General features: G+C 41.9%; 16 protein-coding genes and 1 other RNA gene. 14 read left to right on the forward strand and 3 right to left on the reverse strand.

Annotated elements, in window-relative coordinates:
- Nucleotides 1–96 precede the first annotated feature (96 nt).
- Together DW121_RS11915 and DW121_RS11920 are read left to right on the forward strand one after the other, a co-directional pair.
- Nucleotides 97–699, forward strand: a complete 603-nt coding sequence (locus DW121_RS11915) for a riboflavin synthase (protein ID WP_117713014.1) — start codon at nucleotides 97–99, stop codon at nucleotides 697–699.
- A gap of 10 nt (nucleotides 700–709) precedes the next feature.
- Complete coding sequence (locus DW121_RS11920; protein WP_117713070.1) at nucleotides 710–1249, forward strand: nitroreductase family protein; 540 nt, start codon at nucleotides 710–712, stop codon at nucleotides 1247–1249.
- A 12-nt stretch (nucleotides 1250–1261) separates the two neighbouring features.
- Here the strand turns inward: DW121_RS11920 and DW121_RS11925 are convergent, their stop codons facing one another.
- Nucleotides 1262–2581, reverse strand: coding sequence for a YihY/virulence factor BrkB family protein (locus tag DW121_RS11925; protein ID WP_117713013.1), 1320 nt, complete (start codon nucleotides 2579–2581; stop codon nucleotides 1262–1264).
- 91 nt (nucleotides 2582–2672) lie between these two features.
- Nucleotides 2673–3056, reverse strand: an RNA gene (rnpB, locus tag DW121_RS11930) — RNase P RNA component class A.
- Nucleotides 3057–3228: 172 nt separating this feature from the next.
- Here rnpB and DW121_RS11935 point away from each other — a divergent pair.
- From DW121_RS11935 to DW121_RS11975, 9 genes are all read left to right on the forward strand, one after another.
- The gene (locus DW121_RS11935; protein WP_118323882.1) at nucleotides 3229–4431 is read left to right on the forward strand and encodes an SH3 domain-containing protein; all 1203 of its coding nucleotides are present in this window, start codon (nucleotides 3229–3231) and stop codon (nucleotides 4429–4431) included.
- Nucleotides 4432–4449: 18 nt separating this feature from the next.
- Nucleotides 4450–5616 carry a dipeptide epimerase gene (locus tag DW121_RS11940; RefSeq protein WP_117713011.1) on the forward strand — a complete coding sequence of 389 codons (1167 nt, stop codon included), beginning with the start codon at nucleotides 4450–4452 and terminating at the stop codon, nucleotides 5614–5616.
- Between the two features lie 27 nt (nucleotides 5617–5643).
- A complete protein-coding gene (locus DW121_RS11945; protein WP_118323883.1) occupies nucleotides 5644–6978 on the forward strand; it encodes a transglutaminase-like domain-containing protein in 1335 nt (444 codons plus the stop codon).
- A gap of 308 nt (nucleotides 6979–7286) precedes the next feature.
- Nucleotides 7287–8816, forward strand: coding sequence for a Do family serine endopeptidase (locus DW121_RS11950; RefSeq protein WP_118323884.1), 1530 nt, complete (start codon nucleotides 7287–7289; stop codon nucleotides 8814–8816).
- A gap of 190 nt (nucleotides 8817–9006) precedes the next feature.
- The gene (locus tag DW121_RS11955; RefSeq protein ID WP_002561589.1) at nucleotides 9007–9867 is read left to right on the forward strand and encodes an RNA polymerase sigma factor RpoD/SigA; all 861 of its coding nucleotides are present in this window, start codon (nucleotides 9007–9009) and stop codon (nucleotides 9865–9867) included.
- A gap of 112 nt (nucleotides 9868–9979) precedes the next feature.
- The gene (locus DW121_RS11960) at nucleotides 9980–10372 is read left to right on the forward strand and encodes a hypothetical protein (RefSeq protein WP_117713009.1); all 393 of its coding nucleotides are present in this window, start codon (nucleotides 9980–9982) and stop codon (nucleotides 10370–10372) included.
- 29 nt (nucleotides 10373–10401) lie between these two features.
- Nucleotides 10402–11622 (forward strand): clostripain-related cysteine peptidase, encoded by a 1221-nt coding sequence (locus tag DW121_RS11965; protein ID WP_117713068.1) that lies wholly within the window; start codon nucleotides 10402–10404, stop codon nucleotides 11620–11622.
- Between the two features lie 244 nt (nucleotides 11623–11866).
- Nucleotides 11867–14323, forward strand: a complete 2457-nt coding sequence (locus DW121_RS11970) for an FAD-dependent oxidoreductase (RefSeq protein ID WP_118323885.1) — start codon at nucleotides 11867–11869, stop codon at nucleotides 14321–14323.
- An 8-nt stretch (nucleotides 14324–14331) separates the two neighbouring features.
- The gene (locus tag DW121_RS11975; RefSeq protein ID WP_118323886.1) at nucleotides 14332–14679 is read left to right on the forward strand and encodes a MarR family winged helix-turn-helix transcriptional regulator; all 348 of its coding nucleotides are present in this window, start codon (nucleotides 14332–14334) and stop codon (nucleotides 14677–14679) included.
- A 14-nt stretch (nucleotides 14680–14693) separates the two neighbouring features.
- On the opposite strand, the gene rlmH is transcribed toward DW121_RS11975, so the two are convergent.
- The gene (rlmH, locus tag DW121_RS11980; protein WP_117713006.1) at nucleotides 14694–15167 is read right to left on the reverse strand and encodes a 23S rRNA (pseudouridine(1915)-N(3))-methyltransferase RlmH; all 474 of its coding nucleotides are present in this window, start codon (nucleotides 15165–15167) and stop codon (nucleotides 14694–14696) included.
- A gap of 787 nt (nucleotides 15168–15954) precedes the next feature.
- Here rlmH and DW121_RS11985 point away from each other — a divergent pair.
- The 3 genes from DW121_RS11985 to DW121_RS11995 all read left to right on the forward strand — a co-directional run bounded on the left by DW121_RS11985 (nucleotide 15955) and on the right by DW121_RS11995 (nucleotide 17526).
- Nucleotides 15955–16491, forward strand: coding sequence for a UpxY family transcription antiterminator (locus tag DW121_RS11985; protein ID WP_118323887.1), 537 nt, complete (start codon nucleotides 15955–15957; stop codon nucleotides 16489–16491).
- A 56-nt stretch (nucleotides 16492–16547) separates the two neighbouring features.
- Nucleotides 16548–17036: a UpxZ family transcription anti-terminator antagonist gene (locus tag DW121_RS11990; RefSeq protein WP_118323888.1), complete on the forward strand. Its 489-nt coding sequence runs from the start codon at nucleotides 16548–16550 to the stop codon at nucleotides 17034–17036.
- 304 nt (nucleotides 17037–17340) lie between these two features.
- Nucleotides 17341–17526, forward strand: a complete 186-nt coding sequence (locus DW121_RS11995) for a hypothetical protein (RefSeq protein WP_118323889.1) — start codon at nucleotides 17341–17343, stop codon at nucleotides 17524–17526.
- Nucleotides 17527–17531: the final 5 nt, after the last annotated feature.

Raw genomic sequence — 17531 nt, forward strand, 5'->3', positions numbered from 1 at the left:
ATTTTCTTTTAAAGTGCATAGTATAATAAGAACCTTTTTTCTATCTTTGCGATGAAGAATTTGTAAATAGTAAAACGTAAAATAGTAAGTACTGATATGTTTTCCGGAATAGTAGAAGAATGTGCCACACTGGTGGCTATGGTCAAAGACCAAGAAAATGTGCACTTTACTTTTAAGTGTTCATTCGTGAATGAGTTAAAGATAGACCAAAGTGTATCTCATAACGGTGTATGTCTTACGGTAGTCAGTATGACGGATGATACCTATACGGTGACGGCAATGAAGGAGACTTTAGACCGTTCCAATCTCGGCTTATTAGGTGTGGGTGATGAAGTGAATGTAGAGCGCAGCATGATGATGAACGGCCGTTTGGACGGACACATTGTACAGGGTCATGTAGACCAGACCGCAACTTGCATTGATATAAAGGATGCCGAAGGCAGCTATTACTTTACGTTTCAGTATGAGTTCGATAAGGAAATGGCGAAGCGCGGTTATATTACAGTAGATAAAGGCTCCGTAACAGTTAACGGTGTCAGTCTGACGGTGTGCAATCCTACTGATGATACTTTTCAGGTAGCCATTATTCCTTATACTTTTGAGCATACTAATTTTCATGCTTTCAAGGTAGGCAGTGTGGTGAATCTTGAGTTTGATATTATCGGTAAGTATATTAGTAGAATGATACAGTATAAGTGAATGAAAGATGATGAATGATTTTTTGCAATTGGTTGCTTCGCGTCAAAGTGACCGGGCTTATGATATGTCCCGTGCGGTAGAGCCGGAGAAGTTGGAACGTATTTTGGAAGCGGCCAGATTGTCGCCTTCGGCTTGCAATGCCCAGCCGTGGCGTTTTGTGGTAGTCACTGACCCGGAGCTTTCTGTAAAAGTAGGTAAAGCTACTGCCGGTTTGGGGATGAATAAGTTTGCCAAAGATGCTCCGGTGCATATTCTGGTAGTGGAAGAATCAATGAATATCACTTCTTTTTTAGGAGCCAAGATAAAGGATAAATATTTCCCATTGATAGATATTGGCATTGCTACTGCACATATCACACTGGCTGCAGAAAGCGAAGGACTGGGTTCATGTATCTTGGGCTGGTTTGATGAAAAGGAAATTAAGCAACTTACCGGTATTCCTGCCAATAAGCGTCTGTTGCTTGATATAACGATAGGTTATCCGGCGAAAGATAAGCGGAAGAAATCGAGGAAGTCTAAAGATAAGGTCGTTTCATACAACCATTATTAATAGAAAGAAGCATTATAAGTCTTTCAGAAGTACTTCACTTGCGCTCTTGTAGTATTCTTCCCGTGCTTTCATCAGCGTTTCCCATTGTCCGTGGAATTCTTTGTCCTTATCTATCTTGAAGTCTTCGGAACCGTGAGTATCCAATTTGTCCAACAGAAGGGCAACGTTTAGTTTGTTGATGTCCATGGAGGGTTGGTAGGCAATGTCCTGACTCTTGGTATCGGTCACTACTTCGTGCAGAAGATTAATTTCCTGCAATTCATAAAGGGTTTGATTAGTCAGACGTATAGGGATTTGGCACTCTTCGGATATATCTTCCGCTGTGTAGGGTGGCTCATTCTTCTCAAAACGCTTGGCTACAAGGGACATGATGAGAATAGAAATGAAGTCACGGTAACGGCGGCTGATATTGCGCGCATCCTTGTCAAAGCTGAAATTCCGTATGTTTTGTCCGGCATAAGTCAATTCTGCCCCGAATAGGCAGATGGTCCATGATATTTGCAACCATAACAGGAACATGGGGAGTGCTGCGAAACTGCCATAAATGGCATTATAGCGGGATACCCACAACTGGCTGCTGATGTAGAGGAACTGAAAAGCCTGATGTGCCGTACCGGCCAGAATCCCCGAAATCAACGCATGTTTGAGTTTTACTTTCGTATTGGGCATAAAGGCATACAACGCTGTAAACATGAACCACGTCAATACAAACGGTATAAGGCGGATTAGGAATTTGCCGATAGGGGCGAGTAAGGTGAAGTCGGCTACATTCTTCAGCATGGTGCTCATGAAGATGGAAAGACCGCCTGATACTACCAATAGAATAGGAATCAGCAAGAGCATGGAAAAATAGTCTGTGATTTTGCGGTACATACTCCTTGCTTTCTTAACCTGCCAAATGCGGTTGAACGTGATTTCCATATTATTGATAAGGTTGAGTACTGTCCACAACAACATGATTAAGCCCACTCCGATGAATATGCCGCTTTTGGTTTGCGACAAATAGGAATTGACAAACTGGAAGATAACTTCCGTGGTTTCCGACGGTCCGCCGAATCCGTTGACTATTTGGCTCTCCATTAAATTATCGAAACCGAATCCGCGTGCAATGGCAAATACAATGGCCAGAATGGGTACAATCGCCAGTAATGTACTATACGTCAAAGCGGATGCTTTATTTACAAGTCTGTCTTTGGTAAAGCGGTTGATGCAAAGATAAATGGTCTTAATGATATTGTATAAAGAGAAAGTCGTTTTGGTGACTTCATCTTCCGTTATACGCCAAATGTCGTATGTCAGGAATTTCCAAAGGGTGGCGATACGCTTGTTCATGATAAATTGAAAAATGAGAGTTGAGAATTGAAAAATGACAGTATGCCGAAAGAGCATTATTTCTCAATTCTCAACTTTTAATTTAAAATAAAAAAACAGTCAGTCTGTAAGCCGGGTTCTGTTCCTCGATTGAATTCATAATATAAAAATTAAATCAAGGTGTCTGTCATTTATCTGAGCCGTATGTTACCATACGAGCTTTAGCGGTCTACCCTCCGACATGGAGCGAGCAACTCTCATAACGTCGGTTTACATGACCTTACAACTCCTAAGACGTACAGCTCTTGTGTCGCCACAAGACTGGTAGGCTCTTACCCTACCTTCTCACCCTTACCATAATCCAAAGAATATGGCGGTTATTTTCTTCTACGTTACTCTACCCTCACGGACAGCTTTCTGTTAGGAAGTAGGATGCTCTGTGTTGCCCGGACTTTCCTCATACGCGCGAGGCGCAAGCGACAAACCGACCAACTGCTTTATGCTGCAAAGATAGGAATTTTTTTGGTGATTGATGGTTGGTTATCGGTGATTTGTTTGTTTTCAGCAGCTTATTTGCGTGGTTTCTTAAAAACACTGAAAAAATGTATCTCTTTTAGAATAAATTATTAACTTTGCTAACATTAATAATTCCCCAATTTATATAGTCCATGAAAAAGTTAGCCTTGCTCTTTTTTTTATTTCTTTCAATCATTCTTCCTACTGTCGCTTCAGAAGTTGGAGACCGCAGTATACCGGTAGAAATAGCTCAACTCACTGACAGCCTGAAACAACAATTCGCACCGGATAAACGTGTGGCTTTGCTGGATGTTGATTATTCTTTTGCGGGTAAAAACGTAATGTTGCGTGGAGTTACTACTTCGACAAAAGCAAAAGTGGTTTTATTGAAGGAACTGGCGAGGAAAGGATATATCGTGATGGACTGCCTTCAAGTGCTTCCTGACGAAGGGGGGATGGAAGGTAAGACATATGGTATTATTAACGTATCTGTGGCGAACTTGCGTGTAGCTCCCGATTTTTCGTCGGAGATGATGACGCAAGGGTTAATGGGAATGCCTGTACGTGTGTTGCAGCGTGATGGCTGGGTACGTATTCAGACCCCCGATGATTATATTGCATGGGTACATCGTGTAGGTGTATATCCTGTCACTAAAGAGGAAATGACCACATGGAATGATGCGGAAAAGATTGTGGTAACTGCTCATTACGGTTTTGTTTATTCCGAACCGAGTCAAAATTCACAGACGATTTCGGACGTTGTAGCGGGTAATCGTTTGAAATGGGATGGAACTAAAGGAGCTTTTTATAAAGTGGTTTATCCTGACGGTCGTGAGGGATATATCTCCAAATCCATAGCAATGCCTGAAAAGAAATGGCGGTCCGGTTTAAAGCAGGATGCAGCCAGCATTATCCGTACTGCGTATACAATGATGGGAATACCTTATCTTTGGGCGGGTACTTCATCAAAGGGTGTGGATTGTAGCGGATTTATGCGTACTATACTTTTTATGCATGATATTATCATTCCGCGTGATGCTTCCCAGCAGGCTTACGTAGGTGAGCATATCGATATTGCGCCTGATTTCTCTAACCTGCAACCGGGTGATTTGATATTCTTTGGTCGCAAAGCAACTTCGGAGCGCAAAGAACGTGTTGTACATGTAGGAATGTATATCGGTGACAAGCGCTTTATCCATTCTCAGGGAGATGTACATATCAGTAGTTTCAATCCGGCCGATGAATTGTTTGATGAATACAACCTCGGGCGGTTGTTGTTTGCTACGCGCGTGTTACCCTATATAAATAAGGAGGAGGGATTGAATACAACAGAAGTGAATGAATATTATAAATGATGTGTAAACCCTAATAATATGCAGAACAGAAGGGATTTTTTAAAGACTGCCGCCTTTGCCGCTTTGGGTTCGGGTATGGCTATTAATCGTGTATTGGCCGGTGAAGGCGCGATGCCTGTGTTCAATATCAATAAAAGCGGTGCTACTCCTAAAATGAAACTGCGTTTCTTTCCGTATGAATTGAAGTTGCGCCATGTGTTTACGGTAGCTACTTATTCGCGTACCACTACTCCTGATGTACAGGTTGAATTGGAGTATGACGGTATCATCGGCTACGGCGAAGCTTCCATGCCTCCTTATTTGCAACATGAATTGGGTACGATGGATAGTGTGATGGCTTTCCTGAAGAAGGTGCAGGATGTTATCGGACAGTTTTCCGATCCTTTCCGGTTGGAAGATATTCTTGGCTATATAGATAGTCTTTCTGCAGGAGATGCAGCTGCAAAGACGGCTGTGGATATTGCTTTACACGATTTGGTGGGTAAAATGTTGCAGGCTCCATGGTATAGAATATGGGGGTTAGATAAAGAAAAGACACCATCTACCACCTTTACCATCGGTATTGATACTGCTGATGTGGTACGTGAAAAGACCAAGGAGTGTGCCGAACAGTTTAACATACTGAAAGTGAAATTGGGGCGTGATAATGATAAGGAAATGATTGAAACCATTCGCTCTGTGACGGATCTTCCCATTGCTGTCGATGCCAATCAGGGTTGGAAAGACAAGTACCATGCACTTGATATGATTCATTGGTTAAAGGAGAAAGGAATTGTTATGATAGAACAACCCATGCCCAAAGAACAGCTGGATGATATTGCTTGGGTAACCGGACAAAGCCCGTTGCCGATATTCGCGGACGAGTCCATCCAGCGCTTAAAAGATATAGTAGGGTTGAAAGATGCTTTTAGCGGTATCAATATCAAACTGATGAAATGTACCGGTATGCGTGAAGCATGGAAAATGGTGACGTTGGCACGAGCTTTGGGTATGAAGGTGATGGTGGGGTGTATGACTGAGACTTCATGTGCTATTTCTGCAGCCTCGCAATTTTCTCCTGCGGTGGACTTTGCCGATTTGGATGGTAGTTTGCTAATTGCCAATGACCGTTTCAAAGGTATGGAAGTTGTAAAAGGGAAGGTTACATTACCGGATTTACCGGGTATCGGAGTTGTAAGAATTTAAATGAATTATCAACGATAGATTTTCATCATGAAGAAGCTGTTATATATCGTATTTTTGTTTGTCATTGCTTCTGCCTGTAGTACAAAGCAGGAAAATACTTCCTATAATTGGGAAGATGACTTGCACCAACGGCTGCTTACGGATTTTTGTCTGACTGAATCTCAGGTTAGAGACTATATCAGAAAATATATTCCTGATGTAACGGATGAGCAAATGCGGCAATGGGAAGCATCTGATGCTTTGGAGTGTATGATTTTGGATGGTGAAAAACGCTATTTCCGTAATGCCGGTCCTAATTTGTTCCGTGTAGACTCAGCTTGTTATAATATAAAAATAGCCAAAGAGGGTACAGCATTGAGTGGGAGTGAGAAAGTGAATAAAGAAAACTTGCCCGAAATCATTGCCGCTGTAAAGAAGGATGGCAAGACTATTGTCGCTCCTAAGCGCATGCGTGTTACTTACACATTGACTGTAGATACCAATGCAGTGCCTGCCGGAAAACTAATTCGTTGTTGGTTGCCCTATCCTCGTAAAGATCAGGCTCGTCAACTGGATGTGAAGTTTGTTTCTGCCAGTGAACCGGAATGTGTGTTTTCTCCTCAGGAGTGTCGGCATAGCACGCTCTATATGGAAAAACGTGCAGTGAAAGGTGAGCCTACCGTATTCTCTGAAACATTTGAATATACATCTTGTGGAGAATGGCGCAATTTACAGGCTGAAGATGTTTTGCCTTATGATACTACTACTACCTTTTATAAAGAATATACTTCCGAACGAGAGAAACACATTGTCTTCTCTCCACGTTTGCGAGCGTTGGCTGCCAAATTGACAGCAGGCGAAACGAATCCTTATTTAAAGGCAAAACGTATCTTCCGTTGGATTAACGATAATTTCCCTTGGGCATCTGCACGTGAGTATTCCACGATTGAAAATATTCCGGAATATGTATTGGATAATCATCACGGTGATTGTGGCCAAGTCAGCCTTTTATTTATTACATTATGTCGTATCAGCGGTATTCCTGCGCATTTTCAAAGTGGATTTATGATGCATCCGTATGCCTGGAATCTGCACGATTGGGCGGAAATATACTTTGAGGGTGTGGGGTGGATACCGGTTGACCAGTCATTTGGAATACCGACTTTTGCCCGTAATGCCGATGAAGAGTATTTCTTTTTTGGAGGTATTGACTCTTGGCGTATGATTGTGAATAGTGATTACGGTATGCCGTTGGTGCCCGAAAAGAAATATCCACGTAGTGAAACCGTGGACTTTCAGCGTGGTGAAGTAGAGTGGGAGGGTGGAAACTTGTATTTTCCACAGTGGAGTTATCATATGGATATTGACTACCTGAATTACTAATAAATGAAGAATGAAAAATGAAGAATTTGCCTTGCGGTATCATTGCGCAGCCATAATTCTTCATTCTTCATTTTTCATTCCTCATTCTTATATATCTTCTCTGTCAGTCTTTTAACAGATAGCAATCGTACATAAATGCTAATTTGTCAGTCTTTGTCGTTAACCGCTGTTAAGTCCTAAATATTCACTGTTAAAAGAGAACAAAAAAGAGTGACAAGCGGAATAACTGAATGATTTTTGTCGTTATTTTAACGTCAGAATGTTAAACGAGATTTGAATATTAACAATTAAAGAGAATAGAAAATAGTATGAAACAGACAACAAAAAACTTCCTTGGAGTTGCAGCTATTGTAATTCTTAGTTCAGGAGTAGCTGGTGTTACAACCTATAGAATGCTGAATAAAGAAAAACCTGCTACATTTAGCGAGTTGTTCCAGCAGAACCCGAATAATCTGCAATTGGCGGCTTTCCATGCAACAGATGCCCAGCCTGTGGATTTGACACAAGCTGCAGAGAGTTCTCTGCACGCTGTGGTACATATACGTGCTACACAGTTGAGCAAGACACAAACGGTACAAGACCAGCCGGATATTTTTGACTTTTTCTTTGGAGACGGTCGTGGACGTCAACGTCAGATACAAACCCAGCCACGCGTAGGTTTTGGTTCCGGAGTTATTATTTCCAAAGATGGATATATTGTGACGAACAATCACGTAGTGGAAGGCGCTGACGAAATTACTGTCAAATTGAATGATGACCGTGAACTGAAAGGACGTATTATCGGTACCGATCCCAGTACGGACTTGGCCCTGATTAAGATTGAAGGAGATGATTTCCCGACTATTCCGGTTGGCAACTCCGATGAGTTGAAGGTAGGTGAATGGGTATTGGCAGTAGGTAACCCGTTCAATTTGAATTCTACCGTTACAGCCGGTATTGTCAGTGCAAAAGCTCGCTCTATAGGTTCTACCGCTTCTAACGGACAAGCTGCAAACATCCAATCTTTTATCCAGACAGATGCAGCCATCAATCAAGGTAATAGTGGAGGTGCACTGGTGAATGCCAAAGGTGAGTTGGTTGGTATCAACGCCATGCTTTATTCGCCTACAGGCGCTTATTCCGGTTATGGCTTTGCCATTCCTACCAGTATTATGACAAAAGTGGTAGCCGACTTGAAACAGTTTGGCACAGTGCAACGCGCATTGCTTGGAATAAAGGGTAGCGACTTGAGCACAGACTTGCAGATGGACGAACGTTGGACTGAAGAGCTGAAGAAGAAAGCAGATGAACTTGGTGTGAAAGAAGGCGTTTTCGTTGCCGAAGTCGTTGAAGGCGGTTCAGCAGCAGGTGTATTGAAGGAAAATGACGTGATTGTAGCGTTGAACGGCAAGAAGATTCATAAGTTCTCGGATTTACAGGAAATCTTGGCTAAGCATCGTCCGGGTGATAAGGTGAAAGTAACTGTTGTTCGCGATAAGAAAGAAAAGGAATTTGAAATCACTCTGAAGAACGAACAGGGAACTACGAAAGTGGTAAAAGATGCCGGAATGGAAATTTTGGGCGCAGCCTTCAAGCCTGTGTCTTCTGAACTGAAGAAACAGTTGAATTTAGGCTATGGCCTGGAAGTTACCGGCGTTACCAATGGTAAGATGGCCGATGCGGGTATCCGTAAGGGTTTCATTATCCTGAAAGCTAATGGCGTGCCGATGAAGACGGTGGATGATTTGGAGAAGACAATGAAAGAGGCAAGAAAATCTCCGGAGCAAGGATTGTTCATCACCGGTATGTTCCCGTCGGGAAAACGAGCCATGTATGCCGTTGATTTAACTCAAGAATAACAAAAGAAGGTAAATAGGTAAGAAGATTGTAATATTAGCAAACAAAGACGAAAAAGAGGGTGTCGGCAAATATTTGTCGACACCTATTTTGTTATATAGGTAAGATATAAATAAGGTGAAAAAGTTCCGGCAAGTTTGTTTGTAACAAATAATTTGTCGTAACTTTGCAACCCAAATCTGTATTATAAGAATGAGACAATTAAAAATTACCAAAAGTATCACTAACAGAGAGAGTGCTTCTCTTGACAAGTATTTGCAGGAAATCGGTCGCGAAGACCTCATTACAGTCGAGGAGGAGGTAGAGCTCGCTCAGCGCATCCGCAAGGGTGACCGTGTTGCATTGGAGAAATTGACACGTGCCAATCTGCGTTTCGTTGTATCTGTAGCCAAACAGTACCAGAACCAGGGTTTGAGTTTGCCCGACTTGATTAACGAAGGCAATTTAGGACTGATTAAGGCTGCCGAGAAGTTCGATGAAACACGTGGTTTCAAGTTCATCAGTTATGCAGTATGGTGGATACGTCAGTCCATTTTGCAGGCTTTGGCAGAACAGTCGCGTATTGTACGTCTTCCCTTGAACCAAGTGGGTTCGCTGAATAAAATCAGTAAGGCTTTCTCTAAGTTCGAGCAGGAAAACGAACGTCGTCCGTCTCCCGAAGAACTTGCTGATGAACTGGAAATCCCTGTTGATAAAATATCTGATACGTTGAAGGTTTCGGGCCGCCATATTTCAGTGGACGCACCTTTCGTTGAAGGAGAAGACAACAGCTTGCTCGATGTGTTGGTCAATGATGACTCTCCTATGGCCGACCGCTCTTTGGTGAACGAGTCTCTTGCGAGGGAAATTGATAGAGCTCTTTCTACGTTAACCGATAGAGAAAAAGAAATCATACAGATGTTTTTCGGTATCGGACAGCAGGAAATGACATTAGAGGAAATCGGCGACAAATTTGGGCTCACACGTGAGCGCGTCCGCCAGATTAAGGAAAAAGCAATCAGAAGATTAAGACAAAGTAATCGTAGTAAATTGCTCAAATCTTATTTGGGATAAATAAGAATATCAGTTTCTGACAAATAAAAGAAATTAAGAAAACCGGTTTGTCCAATGTGGATAGCCGGTTTTTTTATTATCTTTGCCCACATTAAATAAATATATAGAAGTTATGAAGTACGTAAAAATAGTATTTGCAGTAATGTTCGTATTTACTCTCTGTACGGCATTTACAATGAAAAGTCATAAGCCTGTTTATGCTTTTGGTATAGCGGCGTCTTTCAATGACTCAATAGTATATTGTACGGAGATTCAAGTTTTGGATAGTACAGCTTTGGATAAGAATGGTTTTCTGCCCAAACGTGATTTATACAGTTATCAGTTGAAGAATTATTTGGAATACGATTTGAAGAAGCCTGATTATACATGTATGGTTTATTTCAGTGAGAGTAAGAAAAAACTGGAAAAGGAAGCTGTGAAAGTAAAAGCGAAATATAAGAAGGGCACAATGGTGCTGCAAGCTATTGAATCGGGTAAGTTCAGTTTTAAAAAGCCGGAAGAGTAATTGTTGAATCCGGAATTATACCAATGATTATGAGACTGAAGTTCTATACCTTGCTGTGTATATCTTTTCTCATTTTGTTTACAGCTTGTAATCAAGATGATGACCCTGTACCTGCGGAAAAAGTTACACGGACAGTATTGGCGTATATAATGGCAGATAATAGCTTGTCTGGTTTTGCATCATCTGATATTGATGAGATGATGAAAGGTATGTCGACGGTTGATGCATCGTTATATAATCTTTTAGTATATGTGGATGATGCGAGTAGTGAGAATTCTCAATCTTATAGTTTTCCTACGCTCTATCGTTTGTCAAAAGATAAAAGAGGAAATGTGACAAAAGAAATTATAAGGGAATATAAGGAGCAAGTATCGACAGATCCTTCTGTTATGCAGGAAGTTATGAAGCGTGCGTTTACAGAGTATCCGGCAGAGAGTTATGGGTTGGTTGTTTGGTCACATGGAGAAGGATGGATACCCAGTCCTTTGCCGATTGTAAAGAATGCTTCTACGCGTTGGATAGGTCAAGACGGTGGGCACTATTTGAATATAACTGATATGGTTTCTGTATTTGAAGCAGTAGGGTGTCATTTGGATTTTATCTTATTTGATGCTTGTTTCGGACAGTCTATAGAAGTGGCATATGAACTGCGTAATAATGTTAGTTATATTATCGGTTCACCGACGGAAATACCGGGACCGGGTGCTTCTTATGATAAAGTTGTACCGGCTATGTTCGCTTCAGAGAATGTGGGAGTAAAGGTTGGTAAAGCGTATTATGAGCCTTACGAAGCTAAATACACGGGCTATTCTACCAGTAATGATAATTGGACTGGTGGTGCTTCTGTTTCCGTTATAAATTGTGCCGCATTGGAAAATCTGGCATCCATAACAAAACAAACTCTCACCGAAGTGGAGTGGGATATACTTTTAAACAGTGATTTATTTAATTATGATAAGCGTAGTAAATACAGTCCGTATTATATAGGGTATTATGATATGAAACAGCTGATGCAACAATTGTCCGCCAATGTAAGTGCATGGACTTCTGCAGCTGATGATGCTATCGTTTATTGGAAATCAACACCGAAGAACTTTTCAGGTGTTATACAATCTATGTTTCCGCTTCCGTTGGAAACTACCTGTGGCGTCTCTCATTATATACCATACCCTACTACCTCTGCTGCAGCTGCTGCATATCGTTCTACTGCATGGTATACTGCTGCCGGTCTTGATAAGATAGGGTGGTAATATACTTCTGTAATCGTACACAAACTCCTGAAAGATTATTATTATAACGCCTTTCTCTCATATATTGTAAAAAGAGAAAGGTGTTTTTTTGTATCTTTCAATATAGGAATAGGAGACTGCGTTTGTTTGTGTATAACACTTTTATTCCTTTAAAATTTGGCTATTTAACATTATTTTCCTACGGAAACTATTTTGTATTGGAAATTATTGCTTACTTTGCAGTATCGAACTAAAAGAAAGAAGTATGAAATATGTAATTATTGGTGGCGTTGCAGGTGGAGCCACAGCTGCTGCCCGGTTAAGAAGAGTAGACGAACAAGCTGAAATCATTTTATTGGAAAAGGGGCAATACATTTCGTATGCCAATTGCGGATTGCCTTATTATATAGGTGGTGTTATTGCTGAACGTGAGAAGTTATTGGTTCAGACTCCCGAATCTTTCGGTCAACGCTTTCGCATTGATGTGCGGGTGGAGAATGAAGTCATTGCTATTAATCCGGAAAGCAAAGCACTGACTATCCGTAAAGTTGACGGAAAGGAATATGAAGAAACTTATGATAAGCTTCTGCTTTCTCCGGGAGCTAACCCCGTAAAGCCTCCTTTGGAAGGAATTAATTCTGAAGGTATCTTTACGCTTCGCAATGTGGAAGATACTGACCGAATCAAAGCTTATATCACAGATAAAAGAGTGAAACGTGCAGTAGTTGTGGGAGCCGGTTTTATCGGACTTGAAATGGCGGAAAATCTTCATCATGCAGGTATTGCGGTTTCTGTTGTAGAAATGGGTAATCAGGTTATGGCTCCTATTGACTTCTCCATGGCTGCGTATATCCATCAGCATTTAATTCAAAAAGGAGTTTCTCTTTACTTGGAAGAAGGCGTTACACATTTTCAGCGCACAGAACAAGGCATTACTGTTTTTCTGAAAAGCGGAAAAACGATTCCTGCCGACATGGTATTACTTTCTATCGGTGTGCGCCCGGCAACTGTATTGGCACAACAGGCAGGTTTGAAGTTGGGTGAAATGGGTGGTATCTGGGTAGATGAGCACTTGGAAACTTCTGTTAAAGATATCTATGCTGTGGGTGATGCCATCGAGTATCCTCATCCGCTGACCGGAAAGCCGTGGCTCAACTATCTGGCTAATCCGGCCAATCGTCAGGGACGTATTGTTGCCGACAATATGGCATTGGGTAATACCACATCTTATGAAGGCGCTATCGGTACGTCCATAGCCAAAGTATTTGATATGACAGTGGCTTCTACAGGGCTTGCTGCAAAGCGTTTGAAACAATGGGGAATGGAGTATCAAAGTTCGGTGACCCATTCCGCTTCTCATGCCGGTTATTATCCCGATGCACTGCCTTTGACCCTGAAGCTGACCTTTCATCCGAAAACCGGAAAACTTTATGGAGCGCAATGTGTAGGTTATGAGGGAGTAGATAAACGCATTGACCAGATAGCGGGATTAATTAAACATGGAGGAACTGTTTATGATTTAATGGAGACAGAACATGCCTATGCACCTCCTTTCTCATCGGCAAAGGATCCGATTGCCATAGCCGGATATGTGGCTTCCAATATTATCAGTGGTGCAATGCCGGTTATCTCATGGCGTGAGCTGGCTGAAAAGAAAGGTGAAGTGATGCTGATAGATACCCGTACACCTGAGGAGTTCTCATTTGGCACTATTCCGGGAGCCGTCAATATTCCACTGGATGAGATGCGTAATCAGTTATCCAGAATACCGCTGGATAAACCCGTTGTACTTTTTTGTGCAGTAGGCTTGCGTGGCTATTTGGCGCAACGTATTCTGATAGGACACGGTTATCGTAATACGGCTAACTTGATAGGTGGATACAAAACCTATTCAACGGCGGTGGCTCCAGTTCCAACCCCTGAAGTATTCTCGGAAGCACTGTCTACGGCTTCTGTCTCGTCTCAATCAATGCAGAATTGCGTGACAAAAGAGCCTTTGAAAGTTAATGCTTGCGGATTACAATGTCCCGGACCTATCATGCAAGTAAAAAAAGCTATGGATAGCATTGCCCCGGGTGAGCGGGTGGAAATAGTAGCGACCGATGCGGGTTTCGCACGCGACGCTTCTGCCTGGTGTGCTACTACGGGCAATAAGCTGATAGAGAAAAAAGAAGAAAAGGGGCGTTACACAGTGTTGCTTGAGAAAGGTGATGAGGCTTGTGCTTGTCCATCGTCTCTTCCGGCAGCAGGTGGAAGGGGAAAAACTTTAATTCTTTTTAGTGATGATTTAGACAAGGCTTTAGCTACTTTTGTACTCGCTAACGGTGCGGCGGCAACCGGACAGAAAGTGTCGATATTCTTTACCTTTTGGGGATTGAATGTATTGAAAAAAATGCAGAAGCCCCGGACGGAGAAAGATGTTTTCGGAAAGATGTTCGGTATGATGCTTCCGTCCAGCTCATTGAAATTGAAACTGTCTAAGATGAATATGATGGGGTTGGGTAGCCGGATGATGCGTTTTCTTATGAAACGGAAAGGTATAGATTCTTTGGAATCGTTACGTTCTCAGGCATTAGCACAAGGTGTCGAGTTTATTGCTTGTCAGATGTCTATGGATATGATGGGAATTCAGCGCGAAGAATTGCTGGACGAGGTTACCATAGGTGGTGTGGCAACTTATATGGAGCGTGCGGACAAAGCGAATGTGAATTTATTTATATAACAGGAATAATGGAAACTTTATGTAGAATCCGTGATATTTACCGGGCAATAGCCGAGTTTGAAGTAAAATTTATGCAAGAGTTTGACTTGTCGTTGAATGAGGGTATGCTGTTGTGTACCCTGCTCAATACTCCCAAACTCACTTCCAGCGAGATAGCGGAAACACTCGGACTGTCAGCTTCCAATGCTTCTAAAGTTATTCGTTCGGTAGAGGAGAAGAAGCTGATAACCCGCTTGGTAGGAAAAACGGATAAGCGTCAGATGCACTTTGCCCTAACGCCGGAGGGGAAGCACCGTATTACAGTTATAAAAAACAGTACTCCCGAAATTCCGGTTCTGTTGCAGGAGATTGTTTAGAGAGACTTCTCGGTTTATTCGTGGTGGTACGGTCCGCCGTTTAATATCGTCATGGCACGGTATAACTGCTCCACGAAGATAAGTCTTATCATCTGATGTGAAAAAGTCATACGCGAAAGAGACAGTTTCTCGTGTGCCGCTTCATAAACTTTGGGAGAGAATCCGTAAGGCCCTCCAATAATAAAAACCAGCCGTTTGTTTACGGTGTTCATTTTGCGCTTCATATAGTCTGCAAACTCTATGGAGCGCATTTCTTTTCCACCTTCATCCAGCAATACCACTACATCTCCCGGTTGGAGAGCTTTTAGAATGAGTTCTCCCTCTTTTTCTTTTTGTATTTCCATGGAAAGGCTTTTGGTGTTTTTCAGCTCCGGGATAACTTCCATATCAAATGAGAGATAGCGCCGCGTGCGTTGTATATAGTCATTGATGGCTGTGATGAAGTGCTGTTCTACGGTTCGTCCTACAACGAGTAAAGTCGTTTTCATGTGAATTTTTTTATTTTCTTGCAAAAATAGTTTTTTCTTGTGATAATTTCATTTTTTAAGCATATTCAATTACCTTATACTATTACCGGAATGAAGTTAACTTAGCTGTATGTAATTAGTTAACTTCTTACTATCTATTAAGTTAACTTGATAGCATTTACTTAGTTAACTTCATTCCGGTAACGATGTTAACTTCCCGTTTTCTTCTTTTCCTTCACGGGTGCCGAAACCGGCTGACTTGAATTCCCGCCTTATGAAAAAAGAGCGTGCATTGCTGGCGAACTACGCACAAAATGAAAAATATATTATCGAAAAAAAACCTTGTAATGTGTTGTGATATAGGGGAATATGCGCTGAAAATAGAAGTGTTTTTTAAACGTTCGTTTAATGTGCGCAAAGATACGTGTTGTTTTTGAAATGAGCAAAATGTTCAATAAAAATATTCTTATGAATCATAAAATCTATAAGTAATACATTGTTTATCAATCTATTGACTAACTCCTTGTTCATCTTTATTTTTTGCTATTTTTTAGGTATTCCTTTCCCTATGTCTTTCTGAAATTTTGACGTTTTTTAAACGAACGTCTAAAAAACAGTTTTTGTGTTATAATCCGTTTGTTTACAGTAGTTTACCCGTCACTAATGTACAACTACAAAAAATCCACAGGTAAGAGGGACACAATACTTGCCGTATTCTACATAGAGTGTCTGCAATTGATTGGAATTCAAGCATATGCAAGGGTTTCAAAGCCCCGGGAGAACGCCCTTTTCTGAAACAGGCATATAAATGGAAACAGAGAAAGAGACCGAATTATGGTATGCCATGCGTGCCACCTACCGCAGAGAGCCTGATGCCGTACGCTTGCTTGAGAAGGAGAATCTGGACTGTTTCGTCCCCATGCAGTATAAGGTAACGGTGAAGAAAGGTAAGAAGGTTCGTATTCTGGTTCCTGTCATACACAACCTGATTTTTGTCCATGCCTGTCCTTCTGATTTGAAACGTGTAAAGTCTAAAGTCACTTATTTGCAATATATCACCGATACCCGCAGCGGTCAGAAAATCATCATCCCGGATAATGAGATGCGGCGTTTCATCGCTGTAGCCGGTAGCTATAGTGACCAGCTCCTGTACTTCCAACCTGAAGAGTTGAATTTATCCAAAGGTGCCAGGGTTCGCATCACCGGCGGTGACTTTGAAGGTCAGGAGGGTGTCTTTCTGAAGGTGAAAGGAGCGCGCGACCGCCGTGTTGTCATCGAGATTCAGGGTGTCATTGCCGTTGCCATGGCTACCATCCACCCTGAACTGATAGAAGTCATCAAATAGTTGATAGTAGATAATTTTACAGTTGTCAATTCATAACTCATAATTTATAATTCATTATGTCTCTTTCTGAAGAAACTCTTGCCCTTCAGCGTGCCGCGCACGACCTGATGTATTTGGGTATGGACGGAAGTCCCGTCTACAGCGATGACCTTTCCCGTCGTAACGGTGAGGTTTACCGCCTGACTACAGCTTTGTATCATTCCGTTGCCAAAGGTTCCACCGTCGAAGAACAGGCTAATGTCTGCCTTGCTCTTCTGATGGGTTATAATGCTTCATTTATCGACCACGGTGAAAAGCAGGAACATATTCAGGAGATTTTGAACCGCTGTTGGGATATTCTTGAAGCTCTTCCCGCTTCGTTGCTGAAACTCCGTTTACTTACGGCTTGCTATGGTGAGGTTTACGATGAGCCTTTGGCGGATGTTGCCCGTGCGATTATTGCATCTTGGGATGCCGCATCGCTCACCACCGAGCAGCGGGAAGCCATCGATGAATTTCAGAATGTAGTGGATAATCCCTATCCGTGGGAAGAAATGAAAGAATAGAGCTTTCGTAGAGTGGCACTTTGGCGTTGTAGAGTGGCACTTTAGCATCGTAAAGAGGCTCTTTAGAATTGCAATGCAGAATGTTGGACTGACAGATCTTGTTGAGTGATTTTCCATTATTGAGTGTTTTTTGTGATATTTCGTTATAAACATACCGCAAAGTTGGGGATAATTTCCCGCATTTTATAATTGCTTGTTTTCCCTCTATACAAGGAAAACAAATCATGGATATTTAAATGAATTTAACTTCATTGGCATGAGCTGTTACGCGCGAATATTAAAACTGTTTAAATTTGAAATGACAATGAAGAGTAAATTTGGTCCCAATGCCGAATTGGGGGATTTCCTGGTCTTGTTGCAGGAAACGATAGAGGTATGCGGCGTCCGTCTGACCGATCGCGCAGTGTGCCGCTGCACCGGTATGAGCAGTAAAACTTATGTAAACTTAAAAAGGGCTTCAATTCAGACTTCTATCTGTACTATGCCGTAATCCGT

The sequence above is a fragment of the Bacteroides sp. AM10-21B genome (assembly GCF_003472565.1).
Taxonomy (GTDB): domain Bacteria; phylum Bacteroidota; class Bacteroidia; order Bacteroidales; family Bacteroidaceae; genus Bacteroides; species Bacteroides propionicigenes.

What these genes read in the sequence shown, in the direction of transcription:
- DW121_RS11915 (WP_117713014.1), top strand. Translation starts at nt 97, where the DNA reads ATGTTTTCCGGAATAGTAGAAGAATGTGCCACACTGGTGGCTATGGTC.
- DW121_RS11920 (WP_117713070.1), top strand. Translation starts at nt 710, where the DNA reads ATGAATGATTTTTTGCAATTGGTTGCTTCGCGTCAAAGTGACCGGGCT.
- DW121_RS11925 (WP_117713013.1), bottom strand. Translation starts at nt 2,581, where the DNA reads ATGAACAAGCGTATCGCCACCCTTTGGAAATTCCTGACATACGACATT.
- DW121_RS11935 (WP_118323882.1), top strand. Translation starts at nt 3,229, where the DNA reads ATGAAAAAGTTAGCCTTGCTCTTTTTTTTATTTCTTTCAATCATTCTT.
- DW121_RS11940 (WP_117713011.1), top strand. Translation starts at nt 4,450, where the DNA reads ATGCAGAACAGAAGGGATTTTTTAAAGACTGCCGCCTTTGCCGCTTTG.
- DW121_RS11945 (WP_118323883.1), top strand. Translation starts at nt 5,644, where the DNA reads ATGAAGAAGCTGTTATATATCGTATTTTTGTTTGTCATTGCTTCTGCC.
- DW121_RS11950 (WP_118323884.1), top strand. Translation starts at nt 7,287, where the DNA reads ATGAAACAGACAACAAAAAACTTCCTTGGAGTTGCAGCTATTGTAATT.
- DW121_RS11955 (WP_002561589.1), top strand. Translation starts at nt 9,007, where the DNA reads ATGAGACAATTAAAAATTACCAAAAGTATCACTAACAGAGAGAGTGCT.
- DW121_RS11960 (WP_117713009.1), top strand. Translation starts at nt 9,980, where the DNA reads ATGAAGTACGTAAAAATAGTATTTGCAGTAATGTTCGTATTTACTCTC.
- DW121_RS11965 (WP_117713068.1), top strand. Translation starts at nt 10,402, where the DNA reads ATGAGACTGAAGTTCTATACCTTGCTGTGTATATCTTTTCTCATTTTG.
- DW121_RS11970 (WP_118323885.1), top strand. Translation starts at nt 11,867, where the DNA reads ATGAAATATGTAATTATTGGTGGCGTTGCAGGTGGAGCCACAGCTGCT.
- DW121_RS11975 (WP_118323886.1), top strand. Translation starts at nt 14,332, where the DNA reads ATGGAAACTTTATGTAGAATCCGTGATATTTACCGGGCAATAGCCGAG.
- rlmH (WP_117713006.1), bottom strand. Translation starts at nt 15,167, where the DNA reads ATGAAAACGACTTTACTCGTTGTAGGACGAACCGTAGAACAGCACTTC.
- DW121_RS11985 (WP_118323887.1), top strand. Translation starts at nt 15,955, where the DNA reads ATGGAAACAGAGAAAGAGACCGAATTATGGTATGCCATGCGTGCCACC.
- DW121_RS11990 (WP_118323888.1), top strand. Translation starts at nt 16,548, where the DNA reads ATGTCTCTTTCTGAAGAAACTCTTGCCCTTCAGCGTGCCGCGCACGAC.
- DW121_RS11995 (WP_118323889.1), top strand. Translation starts at nt 17,341, where the DNA reads ATGAAGAGTAAATTTGGTCCCAATGCCGAATTGGGGGATTTCCTGGTC.